Genomic DNA, 20932 nt, shown 5'->3' with positions numbered 1-20932 from the left:
ACTACTCCTCGTGAGGGCGGTGGTATCTGAACTCGGGGAGGGGGCCGGAGCTCGGGGGAATCAGGGCCCTCGACTGCGGAGGCACCTCCGCTCGTACGATCTGGTGGCGAGGCGGCACGCAGGTGCGCGGTGTGAAAACCCACATGCCTTTCGACAAGGTGACCCCGAGCACCCGTTCCTTGTCCCGCAGCCAGGGATATCTGTTCTGCAACTCGACATAGTTGTCGTTGGTGACGACGGTCCCGCCGGTATCCTCCGCGATCGCTGTGACAAGAGCGTCGCCCTTGCCCTCGGTTCCGGCCGGAGGCTGGATGAGGTCCCCTTTGCTGAGCGCAGAGTCCACTGCCGCGCGTTCTTCCTCCGCCACCTTGTGTCTGAATGTGGCGTCGACGACAACGTGGAGTACGGCGTCGGGATACCGCGAAGTCAGGGCGTCACGGGCGGACAGCAGTTGGGCGAAGGACGGCCGGTCGCCGCTGTCGTACACACCAGGTCGCCGCGGTGACCTGCCGATCCACGCCAGGTTGGAACCGTCCACCACGAGCACTGCGGGTGCTGAACCCGTGGTTTGCTTCGGGGGCCGCGCCGCCAGCGGCCTGGTGACGGTGTTGCCCGCGAGCAGATCATCGAGTTCCTTGCGCACTGCCGGCGTCGGACCACCAGAACTGAAACTCTTGATCTCCTCGTTCAGCACCTCCTCGCCGGTGCGTTCAAGGGTCGCCTTGACGTGCAGGAGCCCGTTCGTGTCGTACGTGTACTCCAGCAGGAAGCGGGAGTCCTCACGAGCACGGGGGTCCTGATAGGTGAGCGGGAGGTCTGTCAGCTTCACGTTGTCGGCGTGGTCCAGGGGCCGGTCCGGGTCACCTTCCCAGATCTCCACGGTGAGACTGCGTGCGTTGTCCTGGCGTGGCGTGTAGCTCTTGCGCTCCTTCCACGGCAGCGGCGAGTTGCGCGGAATGATCTGACTGAACTTCTTCTGTCCAGCGGCGTCCTTGACGACCGTGCCCAGGGCATGGCTCGTCGCCACCTGGATCACGCCATCCTCCACCCCGGACAGCACAGCTGCCGCGATGGAGGCGCCGCGGGCGACCGCCGTCATGGGATCGCAGAGATCGACCTCGACGGGCTGCTGCTGCATGACCTCGGCGACCGCCGCGCGCACGCTCGGGATCTGGCTCGTACCGCCGATCATCAGCACCGCGTCCACGTCCAGAGGCGCCATGTGCAGGTCGGTGAGGCACTGCTGGATCGGCGCGAGAGCGCGGTCCACAAGGTCGGTGATGGCGTCCTCCAGCTCCTCCTGCCAGACCTCGACGGTGTCGCCGTCCGGAGTCCTGATGGTGACGGAGTCCTCGGAGGACAGACGGATTTTGCTCCGCTCCACGTCCAGCTTGAACTGCCGCTCCTGCGCGGGCGTCCACGCCGATCGTGCCGGAGCCCGTTCGAGGACGAGGTCACGCAGACGGCGGTCGATCTCCAGACCCCCCAGCTCGGTCACACCCCGTGACGCAAGCTCCTCGAAGAAACCGTCCTGGTAGTCGAGCACGGTGACGTCGATCGTTCCGCCGCCCCAGTCGAAGACCAGGATGGTGGGGTCCTTCTTCAGCTCATGCAGGTCATTTCGTAGGTCGTGCGCGTACGAGATCGCGGCTGCCGTCGGCTCGTTGAGCAGCGCCAGGACATTGATGCCCGCGAACTGCGCGGCGGCGCGGGTGCGATAGCGCGCGGCTCCCGTGGCGTTCGCGGGGACGGTGATCACGGCCTGGTCGATGGCGGTGAGGTTGTGCTCCGCGCCCTTCCGCATGGCCTGGAAAACACCGGCGGCCACCGTCGTGGCCGCGAATCTGCGGTCCTGGATCGTGACGTACTCGTCGCTCTTGAGGAGTCGCTTGCAGGCCTCGGCCGCCTCTTCGGAGCGGAGCTTGGCCTCCCAGCCGAACAACGCTCCCCGGCGCAGCGAACTCATACCCACCACCGACGGGAAGAGGTATTCGAAGCCGGGATGGCGCCAGTCGGCGTCGATGTGGTGGGCGTCCAGCAGCAGTACGTCAGCCTCATTGCCCAGCCACTGGGCCACCACGGAGTTGGTGGTGCCGAAATCGATCCCGGTGGCGGTCACATGCCCTCCCCGTTCGTCGCCTCGTCCCCGGCAGAGTGGTTTCCTCCGTCTGACCCGGTCAGGCGACGCAGCTGTCCGGAGAGCACCAGCTTGCCGGTGGCCTGGTCGACGTAGGCCGGACGCAACACCTCGAACGCCTCACCGTCGCCTTCCACCACCACGAAGAGCTCGCTTTCGCCGTCGGGCGCGTCCACGCACCGCACGCCCTGGTCCAGCAAGGCGGTACGGATGCCCTTCCGAAGTGAACTGGCACTCTGGTTGGGCGTGCTGGCGAGCAGGTCGATCTCGACCATCCGGGCCATGTACTCCTCCCGCGAGCGAAAGGCCTCCAGAACGGCCTGACGCAAGGCAGCCGTCACAGTGGCCTGTGTGGGGCGCTCCTCTTCCAGGAGAGTGGTCAGAAGGTCGGTCGCCCGCTCGGCGAAACGGGAGAGGAGCATGGGAGGGCTGAGCAGTTCCTCGGGGCGGTAGGTGCGCGGGGAGTCCTTGGGGACGTCGGCCGCCGCCCGCCGCTTCTCCCGACGATGTTTGAGGCCGTTGTTCCCCTTGGGGGTGACCCGCTTGGGGGCCGCCGTGGTCTTCCGCTGGCTGCGGGGCACCTTTTTCACTGTGTGTGCATCCTTGCGTTGCGATCGGGGCGCCGGGGCGCGTTGAGCAGGTGGGGCAGCAGATCCGCCACCGCCCGCTGCCGTACGAGCGCCAGACTGTCGGGGGAGCGAGGCGTCGTTCGCCTGGTCAGCGGGGTCAAAGGCGGGACCAGCGTGACGGGCACCTCGTCCGGAAGCTCGAACACGTCCAGGTCGAGCGGCAGCACGAAGAAGCCGGACCAGTCCTCGTCGCGCTCGGCGTCTCTGATGCGTTTCATCGCGCTGTTGAGCCGCGCGCTCATGTCCACGTCGTGCACATGCTCCCTGCGGAGGTCCCGGTACCGGCTCTCCCAGCTCGGCGCGCCGTGCGGCAGCCCGAGATCCAGATAGGGGTTGGACGCTGCAGGTCTGTCATTACGGGGAACCGCCCGACGCTGCTCGACCATGCGGAGGTTGGACTCGGCCAGCTCATGCGATCCACTGATCCCCTTCAGGACGACGGCCGCCGCGTTCAGTTCCTCCCGGAGTAACAGCGTGTACGCATGGAAGTTGAGGGCCTCGGCTCGGTAGGCCGGGCCAACGGTCTCGAACGACACCAGCTTGTCTATCTGGGACGACGCACGGGTGAGGTCGTTCAGGCACAGCAGGTCGTAGGCCTGACGCAGGGCCATGAGCGCATGCAGGGGCGAACGCGACGGGTTGACGGCTGCCTTGGGCTCCCACAGAGAGAAAATGAGTCGCCACAACCCCCTGTCTTCCCAAAGGTCACGGTCCCAGTTGCCGACATCGACCCCGTCCAGGAGCCGGCGCAGCCGGAGCACCAGATCGCGGGGCAGCATCCCTTCGAGTTCCTTCACCACCGAGGCGTCACCGTCGGCAACTCGCTCCAAGAGGTCGTAGACGTCGCCGACGGAGGGCAGGGGCTCGCCACCGGCGAGGAACGCGCGTCGCCGCTGCGGGGCCGTCCACTCCAGTGCAGCTGCCTGCTCGGTGGTCACCTGCTCGGGTACCAGCCGGGCTATGAGGTACGCATGCTCTGTCTCCATGGCCCGGTACTGCCAGGGCTGGTGCTCGGGGCCGACCACCCCGGCGTCGATGAGGTCGTCGAGGACGCTCAGCGGTATCCAGGGAAGCACACGCGGCAGCATCCGAGGGGGGAAGACGGCCGTACCATCCGTCGCAAACGCATTGAGGAGGGCGAAAGCCCCGTAGGGGTCCTCGCTCCCAGAGACGGCGAGCGTGTCGTCGCCCACTGCCAGTGCGGTGAGCCGTTGCTCCCCAACCTCGGACAGCCACAGGAAGCCGCCCGCGTGGATCGCCGTGAGCGTCGCGGCGACTGTGGCGGGGTCGGCCCGTTGGAGGACGGTCGGCACAGCAGGCAGTAGCCGGTCGTCCGGTTCGTTGCGCAGGGCGTCGGCCAGGGCGTCGTGCGCTGCGTCCTGTGTGAGGGAGGCGAGCTGTTGAAGCAGAGCGTGAGCCTGCAGTACCGCCTGCGCTCCGAACACTCCCACCTTCCGCCACCTGCGTACGGTGAACCCGTCGACCCCCGCATCCGCGCTCTGCGCCTCCCGGCGCTCTCTGAGCGCCCTCAGCCGCTCCCGCTCCCGTGCGACCGCCTCGGCCCGCGCCCCCGACACCGGCTGCCCCGGCCCGCCGGCCGGCGGCGGACTCGTCACTCTCCGGCTCCCTCGTGGCGGGGGCCGTGGCCTGGGGGTGGAGTGAGCGTGGACGTGTAGGTCTCGCCGTCCACGAGGGGGTTCTCCATGGTGAGTCCGGCCGAGGCCATTCGGTCGTACTCGGCGAGGACCAGGCGCTTGGTGCGGTACTCGCCGTACTTGGCGATCTCGTTGTTCTTGAGGCCGCCGTTCTCGGTCTGGAAGGACTCCAGGATGTAGTCGGCGTCCTCGCGGTTCACTCCGTAGAGGTGGAGGAAGTACGCGTCCAGTTCGGCGCGGAGCTGGGTGCGGCGGGTTTCGTTCCAAATGAAGGGGGAGCCGGTGTCGCCCATGTCCCGGGCGAGAGGCTTCATGTCCCAGGCGGTGTAAAAGAGCTCAAGGTTTCGAGGTGTCAGGAATGACGTGTGGCGGGCGAGATCGTCTGGGTGGGGAACTGGGAGCTGTTTCCAGGTCATCAAGCCGAGGTGGATTCCGCTGGTCTTCTGACGGGCCACAAAGTCGAAGACCAGAGAACTCTGTGCAGCAATCATGGCGGCTGTCAGCTCGGCGGGCTTGTCAGGAAGCATCAATGGGATGGTGTTTCCCACTGCGGCCTTGGGTAGGAACGTCGGGATCGCCGTGCGCTCGTTGGTTGCAGCGGTCACATCGCACCAACCAGCCAGCCATCCACGCTTCCACTTCACCTCCTCCAAGCGAAGGTCGACGCCTGGGACAGCCACCTCCTTGCCCTTGCGCGTGGTCCGGATGCGGCCGGTCTCGGCGATCCAGTTGAGTGGCATGGCTAGGCGGTTTGGGTCGCGAAGGTCGGTCTTCGTCAGGTAGCGCGGCTGGTTCTGACGGTTCACTGCCGTCGGGCTCTTCACTACGTCGGCAGCGCGTGGGTTGAAGAGGTCCACCATCTTGCCCTCGTACACCGGCAGCATTCGCTCCTTACCTCGAACGAATGTGTTCTGCTTCAGCTCCCAGCCTTCTGCTTCCAGCGTTACGGGTCCGCGAAATAGGTCGGAGTCGTCGGTCAGATCGAAATGCCGTTTGAAGGTGATCCCCCAAGGATTGCCGCTTGTTCGCGTCTCGTCGACAAGTACTGGGAGGCGGCGCTGAATGGATGCTGTGAGGTCTGCGTCCCGGCGAGTCTGGAACACTGGCAGAGTGCCGGAGTTCGGATTGATGAGCTTGATTTCCTCGGGAGTCAGGGTGAACACAGCATTGTCGTCGGCGAGTTCGTCAGGGTGGCCGAGAGCGAAGGCAAACCGTGCTGCGTCCACCGTCAATCCCCGACCTGTGAGTGAGATCAGGGAGAATGGGTACCCTGCATGCACTGCGGGGAAGAGCTTTTCCCGCTTGCCGTTCTCGAAGTCGAACAAGTGGGAGACGGAACCGCGCTGAGTAAGGTCCCGGAAGAGGAACTGTGCACTGGCGCCTGTGGCGATCTGCGTGGGTACGATCGCGCCACAGCGTCCTTCAGGTGCGATGATGGATGCGAACCGCTCAGTGAACAGTTGGTCCGTCTGCAAGGAGTTGACGCCCTTGATGGACAGTCCTTTGCGGAGTTGCGGATATGCGCCCGACGAGCCCAGGAAAAGGAATGACGACTTTACTCGGCGTCGATCCTTGTAGTAGCGGGTACCCTCATCAGGATTCTGCTCAGCCCATTCGATGATCGCCGTGCGTCGTGCGGCACCAGAAATCTCCGCGATGGATGGCTCCACCACGCTGAAATACTCCTGGTCCTTGAAGTCGACCCTGTCCCACGGCGGATTCCCCAACACGCAATCGAACCCCCCGGCCCACCCCGTAACCGGATCAACCCCTACAACCGCCGACGAATCGTCAGGCACGCTGAACACATCCGGAAACTCCAGATGCCAGTGGAAGAACCGGTACTCCCGGCTGAGCCGCACGATCTCCTGGTGGGTCTCCTGCAGCGCACCCTCGCTCTCCGCACTCTGCAGCGACAGGAAGACGCGCTGTGTCACCGGCGCGGGCGCGTCCTCCGTCTTCTCCCACATGAACGCGGCACACCACGCATCCGCGATGTGCAGGGCGTTGAGGTACGCGGGGGACTCCTGCCACGTCCGGTACCGCTCGGCGAGCGCCCGCACCCGGCCCAGCTTCGCCGTGGGGTCGTCGTCCTTCTCCACGACGTCACGCAACTCGGCCGCGAACGTGTCGTTGGTGACGCTCACCTGGTCGTCGAGGGCCGCGTCCAGCGTGTAGACGCCCTCGTGCTCCAGCTTGTTGCGCTTGAGCCAGTCGTTGGCCACCGTCTTGTCGTCACCCTCGACGACCTTGAACGCCTGCTCCGGAATCCCGCCCCGAAGCAGCGCGGGCGTGGCCCCGATGAGGCCGTTGCCCAGCTTCACATGGGCGTCCAGGAAACCCAGCGCCTTCCCCGGCTCTAGCGCCTCCATCCACAGCGACACCTTGGCCAGTTCGACGGCCATCGGGTTCAGGTCCACGCCGTACACGCAGCGGGCGATGACCTCGTGCAGCGCGTGCCGGACGCTCTCCGGCGGGGGCTCGGGCGTGCGCTCCCGTACCGCCGCCACCCGCTTGGCGATACGACGGGCGGCGGCGACCAGGAAGTGGCCGGAGCCGCAGGCGGGGTCGCACACGGTCAGCGACAGCAGTTCGGAGACGATGTCTCCCCGGGCGTCGGACCGTCCCGCCTTGGCAGCCGCCCGCTCACCGCGCTGCTGCGCCTCGTCGATCACCGGGTCGAGCGTGGAGTCGAGCAGCACGTCGACCAGCGAGCTCGGGGTGTAGTAGGAGCCGGTCTTCTTGCGGTCGTTGCCCGCGCGGATCGCGAGTTCGAAGGTGCGGTCGGTCGCGCTGTACTCGGGGACGAGGGCGAGCAGCGACTCGTAGATGGCGCCGAGTTCCTCGGCGTCCAGGGTGCGGTAGTCGACGGTCCGCCAGCGCTTGGCCTCGGTGTCGCGGACGACCGCGAGGTGCCGTATGGCGGCCATGAGGTGCTCGTTCGAGAGGGTGAGGCCGCGCAGCGGCTCGTCGGCCTCCGTGGCGTCGAAGAGGCCGCCGAGTCCGGGGAGGCCCAGCTCCGGACGGCCAGCCTCGTCGCCCAGGGCGGAAAGGACCAGGCGGAGGGCCTCCCAGCGGTCCGCGTGCGAGGTGCCCCGGCGGCGGCGGGACTGTTCGCGGAGCCGGGCCGTCGAGAAGTACTTGGCGTAGCGGTCGCGGGCCTCCTGGGTCGCGGTCGGCGGGTGGAGGGCGTCGCGGTCCTCGGCGACGAAGACGAACAGCAGGCGGTAGACCAGGCGGAGCAGCGCCGCGTGGTAGGTGTGGCGGTCGAAGTTCTCGCGAAGGGCCGTGTTGGCGGGGTGCCGGAGGAAGCCCGTGCCCAGCTCCCTGATCGCGAGGCGTACGCCCTCCCCGATGTCGTCGAGGAAACGGGCGCCCAGGCGCAGCGCGGCGTCCCGCCACACCTCCAGCCAGCACGTCCACTGGGTGCCGCCGTCACGGGCCTCGAACCGAGAGGCGTGCAGCAGGCGGTACAGGATCACGAACTCGCTGAACAGCTCACCGTCGAAGATCGCTTCCAGGTCGAACTCGACGTACGAAGCCGTGGCCAGCGCGTTGGAGTCGCGAAGCAGTCGCAGCTGGCGGCCGTTGGTGAGCAGGGCCCACAGGTGGGCGTCGGTGCGGTTGAGGGCCTCCTGGAGCAGGGACTGCGGGGCGGGGGAGCCTGCGCCCTGGTGCTTGTTGAGCGAGGTGTTCCAGGCGGTGACGTGGACGAGGGTGTCGTCGCGGCGGTGGCTGACAGGGAACGTCTTCGTGCCATCGTCCGCTGCGATGCCCGTCGCGCCGACCGCGGTGAGGTGACCGAAGCCGAGCGCCTCGAACAGCGGCTCCACCCAGTTGGCCTGGGCGTAACCGGTGCTGTCGGGCGGCACGGACGCCTCCGGGGCGGCGGGCAGCTTCTCGCGCAGCTCGCGCCAGAGCGACTTGAGGTTGTCCCAGTGCCGCTCTGCCTCGTCCCGCACGGAACGGGAACCGGGGATGCGGTAGTCGGCGGGGGCGATGCCCTTGAGGTCCTTGGTGACCTTGCCCTCGGAGATCCGTACCAGCATGTCGGCCGGCAGCAGACCGCCCACCGTGTGGACGGCGGTGAACACCTGGTTGCGAGTGGTGGCGGACATCAGGCGGACACTCCAGCAGGGACGGAAGCGGTGGCGGGCAGGTAGACGTAGGCACCGAGGATGTCGGCCGGCTTCTGGGCCGTCACCGACAGACCCCGGACGATCTCGCCGGACGCCGCCCGCACCCGGCGGTGGGCCGCGTCCAGCTCCGCCGCCAGCTCGTCGCCGTACGTCTCCAAGTGGGCGTTCACATCCGGAAGCTGGTCCAGGATTCGCGTCATCGTCCGCTCCCCGAAGTGCGGGTCCGTGTTGCCCGACGCCGTCGCATCCAGCAGGCCCACCGCCCGCTCCGGCGGCAGCCACACCGCACTCCTCGGCGCGCCCTCGAAGGCCAGCAGCCGCGCGTCCTCCGCCACCAACTGCCGCTCACCACTCCGCGACGGCAGCGTGAGGTGGAAGCGGTACCGGACCAGCAGCAGCGTCGTCCTCGTAGTCACCGCGTCCGTCGTAATGACACCGCACCGACGCGCCGGGCGCGCACCCTCCGCCTGCGTGTCCAGCGCGGCGTTGAGTAGGTGCGACGCCAGCGCGCCCACCACCGGGTCCGTACGAACCAGGGCTGCCTCGCCCCGCGCCACCGCCGGATCGCTGCGGAACGGGATCTCCCGGTCCTTCTCGACGACCTCCGCGCCCACCACCGGCGCGAGCGCGTCCCGCAGACCCGCCGGTGTGCCGCCCACCTGGGCCGTGAAGTCCCCGGACTCGCCGTCGGCGCCGCGCAGCACCGCGTTCAGGGCGCCCAGTGACTCCCGTACGAACGTCCTGATCTCGCCCGCTCCGCCCAGCGCCTCCCGGATCGAGGCGACCTCTCGGGCCACTTCCTCCGGGTGGATCGAGCGCTGCGCGAAACGGGAACGGGACGCCCGCTCGCGCTCCGCCGCCGAGTTCCAGTCGCTGTCCAGCTTCTCGGTGCTCACCTTGAACGCGTCCGCGCTGAAGAGGGCGTCCTCGTTCTCCCGGCCGCGCATCAGCAGCCACTCCACGATGGCGTCGGTCACGCCAGTCGACAGCTCGTCCGGGACGGAGACCGAGATGCCGAGGTCCTTCTTGATCTGGCGGTGCTTCTTGATGAGCACCTCCAGGACCTTGCCGTCGATGCCGTTGTCGTCGCCGTAGAGCGTGATGACGCGGACCTCGTCGCGGCGCTGGCCGTAGCGGTCGACGCGGCCCTCGCGCTGGTCGTGGCGGGTGGGGTTCCAGGCGAGGTCGTAGTGGACGACGGCGTCGAAGTAGTGCTGGAGGTTGACGCCCTCCGACAGGCAGTCCGTCGCGATCAGGACCCGGCGGGCCGCCGCGTCCTCGCCGGCCTCCGTGGCCAACTCCTCGATGCGCTCGATGCGTTGCTGCGGAGACAGTTCGCCCGTCACCGCCTTGACCACCGTCTTCGCGCCCAGCGGGCCGCGCTTCTTCGTCTCCGGGTCGTTCGCCAGATGCTCGGCCAGGTACTTCGCCGTCGGGATGTAGCGGCAGAAGACGATCGGGTTGTAGCCGTCCGCCAGCAGCGCCTTGAGGTGCTTGATCAGCGCCTTCAGCTTGAGGTCCTTCTCCGGGCCCTCCAACTGCGATGCCAGCTCCGCCAGTTCGACCAGGGGGGAGCCTGCCGTCGTCTCCGCGCCCGGCGCCACGTCCATGCCCTCCATGGCGTCGCTGTCCGCCGCGTCGCTGTTCAGCGGGGCGCCGAGCTTGTCGGCCTCCTCCGCCGAAGCCGCGATGGTCGCCGCCGAGCGCGTCGTCAGGGTCTGGGCCGCCGCCCTCGGCGACGACACCAGCGAGCGCAGCAGCGCGATCGCCGACCACCAGGCGATCCGCGCCTCCCGCTTGCCCTGGCCGCCCGCCTCCTCCACACGCTCACTCGCGTACGCGATCGCGTCGTCCAGCAGGGCCCGGTACTCGGGGGACAGCTTGTACGTCTCGTCCTTGAAGAAGCGGTCCGAGGGGAACGCGGTGCGCTCGGCGAGCGAGTCGTCCGCGAGGCCGTCCTCCTTCGTCAGGTACTGGCGTACGTCCGCCCGCTTGCGGGCCACGAAGTGCTGGGCGAGCAGCTTCCTGCCCGCCTCCGACTCCAGGTTCACGTGCGCCAGCTCCGGCTTGACCAGCCCGAGCAGGTTCCGGAACGCCGACTCCTTGCCGCTGTGCGGGGTCGCCGTGACCAGCAGCAGGTGCCGTTCCGCGTCCTCCGCCACCCGGCGCAGCAGCTCGTACCGCAGCTGGCTCTGCGCGCTCGTCGACGTGTCGTCGGCCGCCACGCACGTGTGCGCCTCGTCGACGATCACCAGGTCGGGGCAGTGGCGCACGAAGTCGTCGCGGTGGCGCGGGGACTTGATGAAGTCCGTCGAGACGATGACGTTCGGGTACTTGTCGAAGAGGGACTGGCCGAGGTCCAGGCCGCGCTCCAGCCGTGACACGGTCGACGCCAGCACCAGCTCCGCGTCGATGCCGAACTTGCCGCGCAGCTCCTGCTGCCACTGTTCGGCCAGGGCCGGGGAGCAGAGCACCGCCAGGCCACTCGCCTCGCCCTGCGCCAGCATCTCGCTCGCGATCAGGCCCGCCTCGATCGTCTTGCCGATACCGACGTCGTCCGAGATCAACATGCGGACCGTCCTCTGGCGCAGGGCCATCAGCAGCGGTACGAGCTGGTAGGCGCGCGGCTCCACCGCGATCCCGGCAAGCGAGCGGAACGGGCCCGCACCGGAGCGGAAGCCGACCCGCAGCGCCGTACGCAGCAGCCCTGCCGCCCGCTGGTCGCCGAGGTCGGTCGGCTCCGGCGGCGCGAAACGGGCCTCCTCCACCGGCTCGAACGGGAACACCGCCGCGATGTCGTCGTCCGAGCCGCCCAGCGGGCGCAGGACGAGCAGGTCGGGCTCGCTCTCGGGGAGCACCACCCACTCGCGGCCACGGGCCTTCACCAGGGATCCGGCGGAGAACGTGAATGCCATATCGATCGTCAAATCCTCTTCGTCCGACGGTGCGTCAGTTGGTCTTGGCGGGTGAGCCGAAGTAGCGGGAATGGGCGGCGGCGACGGCAGCCCAGTCGGCGCCGTGCGGGAAGCGGACGACGTCCCAGGTGGCGTCGAAGAGGCGCTCCTCCGCGTCGGCGTCACGCAGCGCGCTCTCCTCCGTGTCCGAGGGGCCGTCGACGAACACGGCGACGTTGGCGCCCGGCAGCCGGTACACGAAGTCCGGTGCCGCGTTCGCCTCCCTCAGGAAGACGTCCTTCTCGTCCGGGAGGCGCAGCCCGCACGCCTTTACCCAGCCCAGGAAGTCGCCCTGCGCAGCTAGTTCGGACGCCGTCGCCTCAACCGGCGTGGGATCGGCGGGTGTTTCGGCCACCAGTCGCCGGAACTGCTCCGACCGGGACTCGCCCCGCGCCTCACGGCTCGCCACCGCCGACGCGAACCGCACCAGCAGGGCCGCCACCGTGTGCCGGTTGATCTGGGCGTGGTCGAGCTGGTTGCCGTACGTGAGCAGGCACTCGTAGCAGCCGCGCGCGCAGGCCCGGCCCGGGCGGTGCTCCTCGCCGCCCTCGTCCTTGCCGTCCTCGGAGAAGTGGCAGATCTCCAACGCGCGGGCCGCCGCCCTGGCGAGGGCGTCGTCCTCGGCCTGGAGGCGGCGCAGCACGCCGGCGCCGCCCTCGGCGGCCTCCATGAAGAGGATGCGGCGCCTCGGGCCGTCGTCCGGCGGCAGCAGCTCACTGGACAGCTCGGCGTCCTCCAGTTCGAAGGCGGCCTCGATGCCCCGCTCCAGCGCGTACATCAGCGTGAGCGCGATTGGCTCGGGCAGCGCCTCGTCGAGGGTGACCACGAGGATGTTGCGGCGGTCCTCGACGAACGGGATGACCCGCTTCTTGCGGCGCCGCTCGTTGCCGTCCGCGTCGACCCGCGGCAGCTCGCTGGAATCGCCGGACGCCTCGGCCGCATCCTTGTCGTTCATCCAGCGGCCGTCGGCCAGGTCCAGCCAGTAGCCCGGCGGTTCGTCCGTACGGGCCCGTACCCGGCCGGTGTTGGTGATGCGGACGGTGGCGGAGTCGCCGTAGGTGATCTGCGCCAGCCGGCCGTTCGGGTCGGCGATCGTCGCGTTGAGGCGGCCCTTGCGGATGCCGTGGTCGTGGAAGCGGTACGAGGTCTCCAGCCGGAAACCGGCCCGGCGCCGTTCCTCCTCGTCCGAGGAGATCCGTTCCCGGCGGGTGGTGTAGACGGTGTGCAGGTGCAGCAGGCCGTAGGTCGCGGCGCCCAGCGTCTCGCCGCAGAAGCCGCAGCGGTCCTCGCGCTCCTTGGGCTCGTGGTGGTAGCCGCAGTTCGCGCAGCGGCGGGCCTCGCCCGTGGTCAGCTCGCCGGAGGAGTCCGGGGGCAGCTGGATGCGGGTCACCTGGTAGCGGGCGCCCTCGTGGTAGATCAGCGAACCGGGGCCGAACTCGCGGATCGCGAGGAAGCGGGGGCGCTGGAGGTAGTCGCCGTCGCCGCGACGGCGGCCGATCGTCGGGATGTAGGCGGCCAGCGGCAGGCGCGGGAAGCTGTAGCCGGGCAGGAAGCCTTCGGAGGCCAGGTAGCGGTAGGGGTTGAAGTCGGAGAGGACCGACTTGCTGTCGACGCTCTCGTTCATCAGAAGATTCAGTTGTGTCTCGGCCTCGCGGCGGCGGGCGTTGGCGCGGTTGCGGTCGCCCTCGGTGAGGCTGTAGTCCAGGCGGCGCTTGTTCTGGACGTACTGGTCGTCCAGCGCGGCGCGGAACAGGCTGCGCCAGCGGTCGAAGGCGCGGTCGAAGCGCTCGGCGACCGTCCGTACCTTGTCGTCGATCCAGTCGTCGTGCCACCACGTGGTGTCCGCGAAGTCCTTGAACAGCGGTCCGAGGACGCGCAGTGCCGCGTTGACCGTGCGTCGCTGGGCACCGTCGTCGTGGGCCGCGTCGCGGATGTCCGGCAGCAGGTGCAGGGCCGGGTCCGGGCGGTCGCCGGTGTCCGGGTACGACACGTCGAGCACCTCGGGGATGGCCCGGCCCAGGCGCAGGCCGGCCTCGGCGATCCAGATGCCCTGGAGGTGGGAGAGGACCAGGTCCTCGTTGGCCAGGTCCAGACGCGGCGGGGCCACCGCGCCCGCCACCATGCGCCAGGGTTGGCGGAAGTAGTACTGGTCGTGGCTGTTGCCCGTCGCGCAGTACGTCGTCACCAGGGCGGGCTGGCCGCTGCGGCCCGCGCGGCCCGAGCGCTGGGCGTAGTTGGCGGGCGTGGGCGGCACGTTGCGCATCATCACCGCGTTGAGCTCGGAGATGTCGACGCCCAGCTCCATCGTGGGGGAGCAGTACAGCAGCTTCAGCTCGGCGTTGCGGAAGGCCTTTTCACGAGCCTCGCGGTCCTCGGGCGACACCTGGGCGGTGTGCTCGCGGGCGTACAGGCCCGACAGCGCGTCGGCCGTCTCCCGGTACAGCTTGAGGAAGAACGTGTTGATGCGCGGGCCGTCACCGCTCTGGTAGGTGCGGGTCAGGGGGTCGTGCGCGCCGGACTCGCCCTTGCCGGCGCGCCAGACGAGCGACTGGGCGGCCACCCGGTAGCCGGTCGTGACGGCGGACGACGACCTGCGGTAGCGCCCGGCACGCTGCGGGGCGACCTCCACTTCCTTGACCAGGCCCGCCTTGGTCAGCACCTTCAGCAGCTCGGCGATGATCAGCTGGAGGTCGTCCTTGTCCAGGTCGCGGAAGGTACGGTCCGCGCGGCGCAGGTACTTGCCGAACTTGCCGCGCGCCGACAGGAACAGACTCGAACGGTCCGTGCCGGGCCGGGAGGGGTAGGGATAGGCGGTGCCCACCCGGGGCTTGTCGGCGGAGGAGAGCACCCACGGGTCGACCAGCCGCTCCTCGCTTGCACGCTGGAGGGAGTCGAAGGTGTCGTCGCGGAAGTACGACACGTCGATGGCGAGGGAGCGGCGCATCTCGTCCAGCAGGGCCTTCGTGATCTCAGCCCGCAGCGCCGGGTCGGCGTCCCGCAGCGCCTGGTGCGTGCCCTCCCAGCGGTCCTGCTTGGCGGCGACCCAGTCCAGGTCCTCGTAGTCGATCTCCAGCAGACCCGTCTGCTCCAGGTTGGGCATGGTGATGCGCCAGCCGCGTTCGAGGTCGAGGTAGAGGCGGAAGGCGATCACGTCCCGCAGTGTGCGGGCCGCGTTGCGGGCCAGCGACGGCGGCAGGTCCGCCTCGCCGGTGTAGTCGGCGGGGGAGACGGCGAGCGTGTTGGTCACCGCCGAGGCCAGCTCCTCGTGGTGCAGACCGTCCTCGCCGGAGTCCAGCGCCGCCCGGTACAGCGCCCCGCGCAACTGGGTGATCTGCACGAAGTCGTTGAAGTGGCCGGCCTGGAGGGAGGCGTCCTGGCGGTTGTCGACGAAGGTGAGGAGCTTGCGCGCCCTCTTGTCGAGGGCTTCCTCGGGCACCGACTTCAGCGAGCGGACGATCGACGCCGAAACGAGCGAGGTCGCAGAGGAGCGGCCCTCCTGGTCCAGCGTCGCCAGCTTGGCGAAGTCCCGGCCGCGCGTCTGCTCGTAGGCCACACCGCAGTGCAGGCAGAACAGGAAGGGCGACGGGATGAACGCCGCCTTCAGCTCGCCCAGGCCCTCGCGGCCGAACGGGTCGACGGTGACGGCCTTCGGCACCCGGTCGCGGTAGGCCCGCTTGACGACCTCCTGGCCCTTGTCATCCAACTCCAGCCAGGATTCCGGAAGTCGGCGGTCGTCCACCGCGTACTGCACATTGGACGGCCACTCGCGCTCGTGGTCGATGTAGAGGTAGCCGTCGCCCTGTCGGCCGCCGGTGGCCGAGGTGTCGCGGCGGGCCTCGTAGCGGACCTCGCCGTCCTTCTCCGTACGCCACACCGTCAGGTACTCCTGGCCGCACTCCCGGCAGAAGGCCAGCGGTATCAGCGACTTGCCGCCGCTGCCCGGCTGCTCGAGCTGGTAGGAGCGGGTCAGGTGGCGGGTGGACTTGTTCTCCAGAGTGACGTAGACCGTGTCGCCCTTGGAGAGGAACTGGTGCAGGCGGAACGCGAACAACGGCCGTTCGTTGCGCGGGTTGAGTGCCTGCGAGCCGGCCTCCAGGGTGGCGCGGATCGCCTTCGCGCAACTCTCCTCGTCGACGCCCGACGTCTCGTGCAACTCGCGCGCCGCGACCTCGATCTGCGTGGGCGGCCGGCGTACCAGGCGGCCCGTGGCGTCGTCCTCGACAAGGCCGAAGCGATCCTCGATCCAGCGGGCCAGCGGGTCGCGCGCGAGGTCGTCGTAGGCGCGCGGGGCGGGGGACGTGAGGCGTTCGGCCGGTACGGTGTCGGGCGCCTCGCCGGTCGCCCGGATTAGGGTCTCGCCGATGATGTGCTCGGGACGGACCGTCGTGCCGAACAGCGTGCTCGCCACACCGGCGACCACCTGCCGCTGGTCCTCCAGCGTGCCCTCCGTCGACATGGTGGCCGACGTCCCGATGCACTGCAGGTCCTCCGCCTGGCAGGCCTCGCGGACCCGGCGGATCAGCAACGCGACGTCGGCGCCCTGGCGGCCGCGGTAGGTGTGCAGTTCGTCGAAGACGAGGAACTCCAGGCCCCGCGCCATCCTGATGAGGCTCGCCCGGTCCGCCGGGCGGGTCAGCATCAGTTCGAGCATCACGTAGTTGGTGAGCAGGATGTCCGGCGGGTTGTCCCGGATCTCCTTGCGCTTCTCGTCGTCCTCCTGGCCCGTGTAGCGGGCGAAGGTGACCGGCTCGCGGCCCACGCCGTAGCCGTCGCGCAGGAACTTCTCCAGCTCCCGCAACTGACTGTTGGCGAGCGCGTTCATCGGATACACGATGATCGCCCGCACGCGCTTCGGAGCGTCCGGGCCTTCCTCGTCGCGTTCGTGCAGCACCTTGTTCACGATGGGGACGATGTAGGAGAGAGACTTGCCGGAGCCGGTCCCGGTCGTCAGGACGTACGACGCCCCGGAGGCTGCGGCATCGATGGCGTCGCGCTGGTGCCGGTGCAGGAGCAGCGGCCGGCCGTCGCAGACGGTGCCGCCCTCGGTCTTCTTCGCCTGGAAGATGCGGGCGCACTCGGGGTGCAGCACCTTCTGCTGGGCGAGTTCGACCACCGTGCCGCCGCCCTGGAAGAACGGGTTGAGCGACAGCCAGGGGTTCGGCCACTGGGACTTGTCGTTGAGGTCCTTCTCGACGTACGACTTGATGCGCTCGTCACGGATGACGGTGCCGCCCTCTGTGAAGGAGCGGTAGTCGCGGATCAGTGCCTGGTGGACACCAAAGACGTCCATGCCGGCGCCGGAGCCGATCCCCGGGGCGGGCTGCTGTGGCGGGGTGGTCACCGGGGCCGGGGTGGCCTCGTGCAGGGAGAGTAGTGGGTCCCGCTCGCTCCACGCGGGGACCAGGCTGGTGTCGTCCGCCGATACGGCGAGGGGGAGCAAGGCGTCCCGCACGGTCACGGCGTCGGCCGGGCGGTTCGCCGGGTCCTTGGCCAGCAGCCGGTCGACGAGACGGGCAAGCTCGGCGGGCACCTCGCTGCGGATCGCGCGGACGGGGCTGGGCTCCTGGTGGACATGCCGCTCGGCGAGCTCGTACGCGGACTCGCTCGTGAATGGAGGGACGCCGACCAGCATTTCGTACAGCACGCAGCCCAGCGCGTACAGGTCTGCGGCCTGCGTAACCTGCTTGGCCTGGCACTGCTCCGGTGCCATGTAGCGGGCCGTGCCCACACTGACGCCCGTGCTGGTCAGGCGGGTCTGGTCCGGGTCGTCGACGATGCTGCCCATGCCGAAGTCGAGCACCTTGACCGTGCCGCCCCGCGTGAGCATGACGTTGGCGGGCTTCAGGTCTCGGTGGACCACGCCCTTCGCGTGCGCTGCGGCGAGGCCGGCGGCGATCTGCGCGCCGATGGCGGCGACCCACGCGACCGGGAGCTGGGACTCCTCCTCGATGAGGTCGCGCAGCGACTCGCCGTCCAGGAATTCCATCGCCAGGTAGGGCAGATCGTCGCAGTCCGCGGCGATGCCGCCCGCGACGAGCCGGGTGAGGTTGGGGTGCTCCAGCAGGCGCATGATGCCGACTTCGCGGGCGAAGCGCTCCACGGCTTTGTTGTCGCCGCCGGTGTCGATCCGGCCTCCGGTGCGGCGACGCAGGATCGTCTTCACGGCGACGGTGCGCTCGGGCGAGCCCTCGGGAGCGTCCAGGTCCTCGGCCTGGTGGACCTCCCCCATGTTGCCCCTGCCGATGACGCGCCCGATGCGGAATCTGCCGTCGACGAGCTCGTGACTCACTGGCGCTCCTCTACCTACTATTCGCGTTCTCGCGGCTCCGAACCGGAACGCGCCCCCTGATCTGCTGCCGCACGGCCCATCGTGTCAGAACAGACAGTAAGGCAGTCGTTACGGTACACGATGTAACTTACATCTGGTAGAGATGTTATCCGTTGGCATCGTCAACACACCATCCCCAATGTCACTGTGAACTAGCGAGGGTAGGTGGCGTCCAGGGCTGAACCGCCGGTGGGATGGGAGTGTCCGGCTTGAAGGTTGCGGTGGAGGAGCTGCTGGCTCGGTTGGGGCGTGCCGCCGCGGATGGCGTCGCGCGGGAGCCGGTCTTCGCTCGGTCAGGTCAAGCGCAGTCGGCCGTGGGGCGAGGTGGCCTGATTGGAGCTGTATGTCCAGGGCGTGCGTGTGCATGTAGACGCCAACTCTCCGGATGTGAAAACGGTCGCGTGAATTTGTGATGAAAGCGTATCGACCTGAGTCGGGCGGGTGAGGGCGCTTCGCGATCGCAGACATCTACAATGCCGAGGACAAAGACCAGGCCAGGGGCGCCGTCAAGGCGTTCGCGAAGCGGTATGGCGCGAAGTTCCCCAAGTCCGTGGCGAAGGTCGTCGACGACGAGGACGTGCTGCTGGCGTTCTACGACTACCCGGCCGAGCACTGGATCCACCTGCCTACCACGAACCCGATCGAGTCGACCTTCTCCACTGTGCGGCTCCGCACCAAGGTCACCCGCGGCGCCGGGTCGCGGTCGGCCGCTCTGGCGATGACGTTCAAGCTGATCGAGTCCGCCCAGGAACGCTGGCGCGCGGTCAATGCGCCGCACCTGGTCGCCCTCGTGCGAGCCGGAGCCCGCTTCAAGCGCGGCGTCCTTGTCGAACGGGAGGACGCCAGCGTGGCCTGAGCCGCGTCCCGATCCCGGGATCCGACAGCCGCACGTTCGTGCCGGCTTCACACCGAGGGCGTACCTCGTCCGAGCAGCCTGCTGAGCTCGTGGGCCAGGGCGACCGAGGCGTCGATCTCGACCTTGCGGATGGACACGCTCTCCACGAGGAAGCCGAACGGCATGCCGAGCTTGCGGCAGAAGGCGATCAGGTCCCGGGCGTTCGCCAAGCAGTGCTGGTATGACTCGGCCAGGGTGTCGTCCGCATGGCGCAGGGAGTTCTCCAGCCAGCGCGGGACGTCGACGCCGAGCCATTGGAGGAACGCCAGCGTCTTCACCGAGCCGCACACCGAGAGCGTGAACAGGACGGGCCTCGGTTCGAGGTCCCGCTCCCGGCAGGCGTAGTAGTAGTCGGAGACCATGCTTTTCGCCGCGTCGGCGCTGTAGATGACCTGCGAGATGAAGTACGCGCATCCGGCCACCTGCTTGGCGACGAGCCGCAGATGCTCCTCGGGGCGTTCGGTGATGGCCACGCCACCGAGCAGCAGGTCTGGGCGGACATTGCGGCACAGGTCCTGCGCCTCGGACAGGCCGGTCCGCACCGCCTTCCCCTTCGAGGACGCGCCGACGAAGACGCCGAGCAGCCGGTCGGCGTCAGCCGTCCGCAGCCAGGTCCCCAGCTCCGTCTGCGAGTACTTGCCGACGCACCGGTAGACGACCACCGGGCGATTCCACTTGCCGAGATAGTCCGCGTGGTACACGGCAGGATCGATGGTCGGCAGATACGGAAACGGCCGCTGCGCCGGATTACGGTCGCTCTCATCGTCGATGTCGTACAGCGCCAGACCGTCGACATCGAGGGACTCCAACCGTGCCAGGGTGGCTGCCGTGATCTCCCGGATCCGCTCGGGAGTGTTGCTCAGGCGGGGCGGCGTGATGCCGAACAACAGGACACCGCTGTCGGCATCGGCCACCCGGCTTCGGAGATCTGTGCCGTCGCTCTGGTTCGCCATGACGCGGAAGCTAGCAGCTCATCCGCCATGCGGCAGGCGAACACCACCCTGTGAGACCGGACTCGGTTCTGAACCAACTGACGTCCGGCCGCGCGGACCAAATCCACAGGATTTGACAATTGCTCCTTCTGACGGCCGGGCGCGGCACCACCAGCTGCGGCCTGCCCCGCGCGGTCAACAACCTCGCTGTCCAAGCCCTCCTCGCTGCAGTCATGGTTCGGCGGCACACCGCTTTTCGGTGGAGGTCGTATCGTTTACGCTCGTTTGACTGTGGGTTGACGATCAAGGTAGGAGGGCAGCGAACTCGCGTGCTCTTGCTTCGTGGTGGGGCAGCCTACGTACCGACCCCAGGCCGCCTGGCACTTGTCGCACCGCCGTGTAGCCCTCCGCGCGGTGTTTCCCGCAGTCGCAACCGGTGGACTACTACCACGGTGGCCGGCGCCGGGCTCGCAGGTTGTATCCCGACGACGGGATACAACCCTGACCTGGACAACTCCGGAGCGGTCAGGAGCCGAGCTGTCCCACCCCCACGGCCGTGACGAAGCCCGCCCAGTCGGCCATGCCGAAGAGCAGCACGGGCCCGTCGGGGCTCGTGGAGTCCCGGACCCCGATCCCATGGGAGGAGTCGGCTACTTCGACGCAGTAAGAGTTCTCATTGAGGCTGTACGAGCTCTTACGCAAGGCACTCCGTGGCGTGTGCTGAGACTTCATCGATGATCCGGCCCGCTCGTTGCCGAGACTCACGTCGTGCTGGTGTTGATTCGGTAGACGATCTTCTCGTTGTCCTCCTCGAACCCGAGCGATCGGTAGAAGGTGCGCGCATCCGAGTTCACTCGGTCCGTCATCCATTCCAGGCGGGTGCAACCGGGGCGTGCCGTGGCCATGTCGCGGAGTTCGTTCATCAGCTGGGCCCCGATGCCCTGGCGGCGCAGGCTGTCGCGGACGTAGAGCTCCTTCAGGAACAAGGAGTACGAGGAGCCGGCGGCCGGCCAGAGGAAGGAGTATGCGGCGAGGCCGACGATGTCGCCCGTCTCGTCCTCGACGACCAGGGAGGATGCCAGTGGCGGCGACCCGAAGAGCGCCTCCTCGACCTGTGCCTGACGCTCGTCGAACGGCTGGATGTCGGCATCCGCGGTGCCGTAGAAGCGTTCGATCTCCTCGATCAGCGCGGCCAGCTGTCGGACGTCGTTCTTTTCGGCCGGCCGGATCGTCACGGTCATCGGCGTACAGCTCCTTTTATTC

Annotated in this window: 9 protein-coding genes and 1 pseudogene; 1 reads left to right on the top strand and 9 read right to left on the bottom strand. The window is 68.5% G+C overall.

Annotation, left to right across the window (positions count from 1 at the left end; all coding sequences use genetic code 11):
* Window position 1: 1 nt before the first annotated feature.
* Genes ACFYZJ_RS28420 through ACFYZJ_RS28395 form a run of 6 tightly spaced genes read right to left on the bottom strand, consistent with a single transcriptional unit; the run spans window position 2 to window position 17803 of the window.
* Entirely contained in the window at window positions 2-2119 is a 2118-nt protein-coding gene (locus tag ACFYZJ_RS28420; protein WP_388572562.1) for an Hsp70 family protein, read from the bottom strand.
* Window positions 2116-2727 carry a hypothetical protein gene (locus ACFYZJ_RS28415; RefSeq protein WP_388572560.1) on the bottom strand — a complete coding sequence of 204 codons (612 nt, stop codon included), beginning with the start codon at window positions 2725-2727 and terminating at the stop codon, window positions 2116-2118. The genes ACFYZJ_RS28420 and ACFYZJ_RS28415 overlap by 4 nt, the downstream gene beginning before the upstream one ends.
* Entirely contained in the window at window positions 2724-4382 is a 1659-nt protein-coding gene (locus ACFYZJ_RS28410; RefSeq protein WP_388572558.1) for a hypothetical protein, read from the bottom strand. The genes ACFYZJ_RS28415 and ACFYZJ_RS28410 overlap by 4 nt, the downstream gene beginning before the upstream one ends.
* Window positions 4379-8539 (bottom strand): Eco57I restriction-modification methylase domain-containing protein, encoded by a 4161-nt coding sequence (locus ACFYZJ_RS28405; protein ID WP_388572556.1) that lies wholly within the window; start codon window positions 8537-8539, stop codon window positions 4379-4381. Before ACFYZJ_RS28405 ends, ACFYZJ_RS28410 begins: the two co-directional genes overlap by 4 nt.
* Entirely contained in the window at window positions 8539-11475 is a 2937-nt protein-coding gene (locus tag ACFYZJ_RS28400) for a DEAD/DEAH box helicase (protein ID WP_388572554.1), read from the bottom strand. The genes ACFYZJ_RS28405 and ACFYZJ_RS28400 overlap by 1 nt, the downstream gene beginning before the upstream one ends.
* A 34-nt stretch (window positions 11476-11509) precedes the next feature.
* On the bottom strand, window positions 11510-17803 hold the full coding sequence (locus tag ACFYZJ_RS28395; RefSeq protein WP_388572552.1) for a protein kinase: 6294 nt from the start codon (window positions 17801-17803) through the stop codon (window positions 11510-11512).
* A 493-nt stretch (window positions 17804-18296) separates the two neighbouring features.
* On the opposite strand from ACFYZJ_RS28395, the pseudogene ACFYZJ_RS28390 reads away from it, so the two are divergent.
* A pseudogene (locus ACFYZJ_RS28390) lies at window positions 18297-18698 on the top strand (transposase); the annotation flags it as partial.
* Between the two features lie 47 nt (window positions 18699-18745).
* Here the strand turns inward: ACFYZJ_RS28390 and ACFYZJ_RS28385 are convergent.
* The 3 genes from ACFYZJ_RS28385 to haaN all read right to left on the bottom strand — a co-directional run bounded on the left by ACFYZJ_RS28385 (window position 18746) and on the right by haaN (window position 20910).
* Window positions 18746-19690 (bottom strand): methylenetetrahydrofolate reductase, encoded by a 945-nt coding sequence (locus ACFYZJ_RS28385; RefSeq protein ID WP_388572550.1) that lies wholly within the window; start codon window positions 19688-19690, stop codon window positions 18746-18748.
* Window positions 19691-20194: 504 nt separating this feature from the next.
* On the bottom strand, window positions 20195-20371 hold the full coding sequence (locus tag ACFYZJ_RS28380; protein ID WP_388572548.1) for a DUF397 domain-containing protein: 177 nt from the start codon (window positions 20369-20371) through the stop codon (window positions 20195-20197).
* Window positions 20372-20430: 59 nt separating this feature from the next.
* Window positions 20431-20910: a cyclophane-containing RiPP N-acetyltransferase HaaN gene (gene haaN, locus ACFYZJ_RS28375; RefSeq protein ID WP_388572546.1), complete on the bottom strand. Its 480-nt coding sequence runs from the start codon at window positions 20908-20910 to the stop codon at window positions 20431-20433.
* Window positions 20911-20932 lie beyond the last annotated feature (22 nt).

The sequence above is a fragment of the Streptomyces sp. NPDC001848 genome (assembly GCF_042891915.1).
In the GTDB taxonomy this organism is placed as follows: Bacteria; Actinomycetota; Actinomycetes; order Streptomycetales; family Streptomycetaceae; genus Streptomyces.
Note: the sequence above shows the minus strand (reverse complement) of the source record. Positions and strands in the feature narration are given on the sequence as shown.

Coding starts and splice junctions, on each gene's coding strand:
- ACFYZJ_RS28400 (WP_388572554.1), bottom strand. CDS start 11,475: ATGGCATTCACGTTCTCCGCCGGATCCCTGGTGAAGGCCCGTGGCCGC.
- haaN (WP_388572546.1), bottom strand. CDS start 20,910: ATGACCGTGACGATCCGGCCGGCCGAAAAGAACGACGTCCGACAGCTG.
- ACFYZJ_RS28385 (WP_388572550.1), bottom strand. CDS start 19,690: ATGGCGAACCAGAGCGACGGCACAGATCTCCGAAGCCGGGTGGCCGAT.
- ACFYZJ_RS28405 (WP_388572556.1), bottom strand. CDS start 8,539: ATGTCCGCCACCACTCGCAACCAGGTGTTCACCGCCGTCCACACGGTG.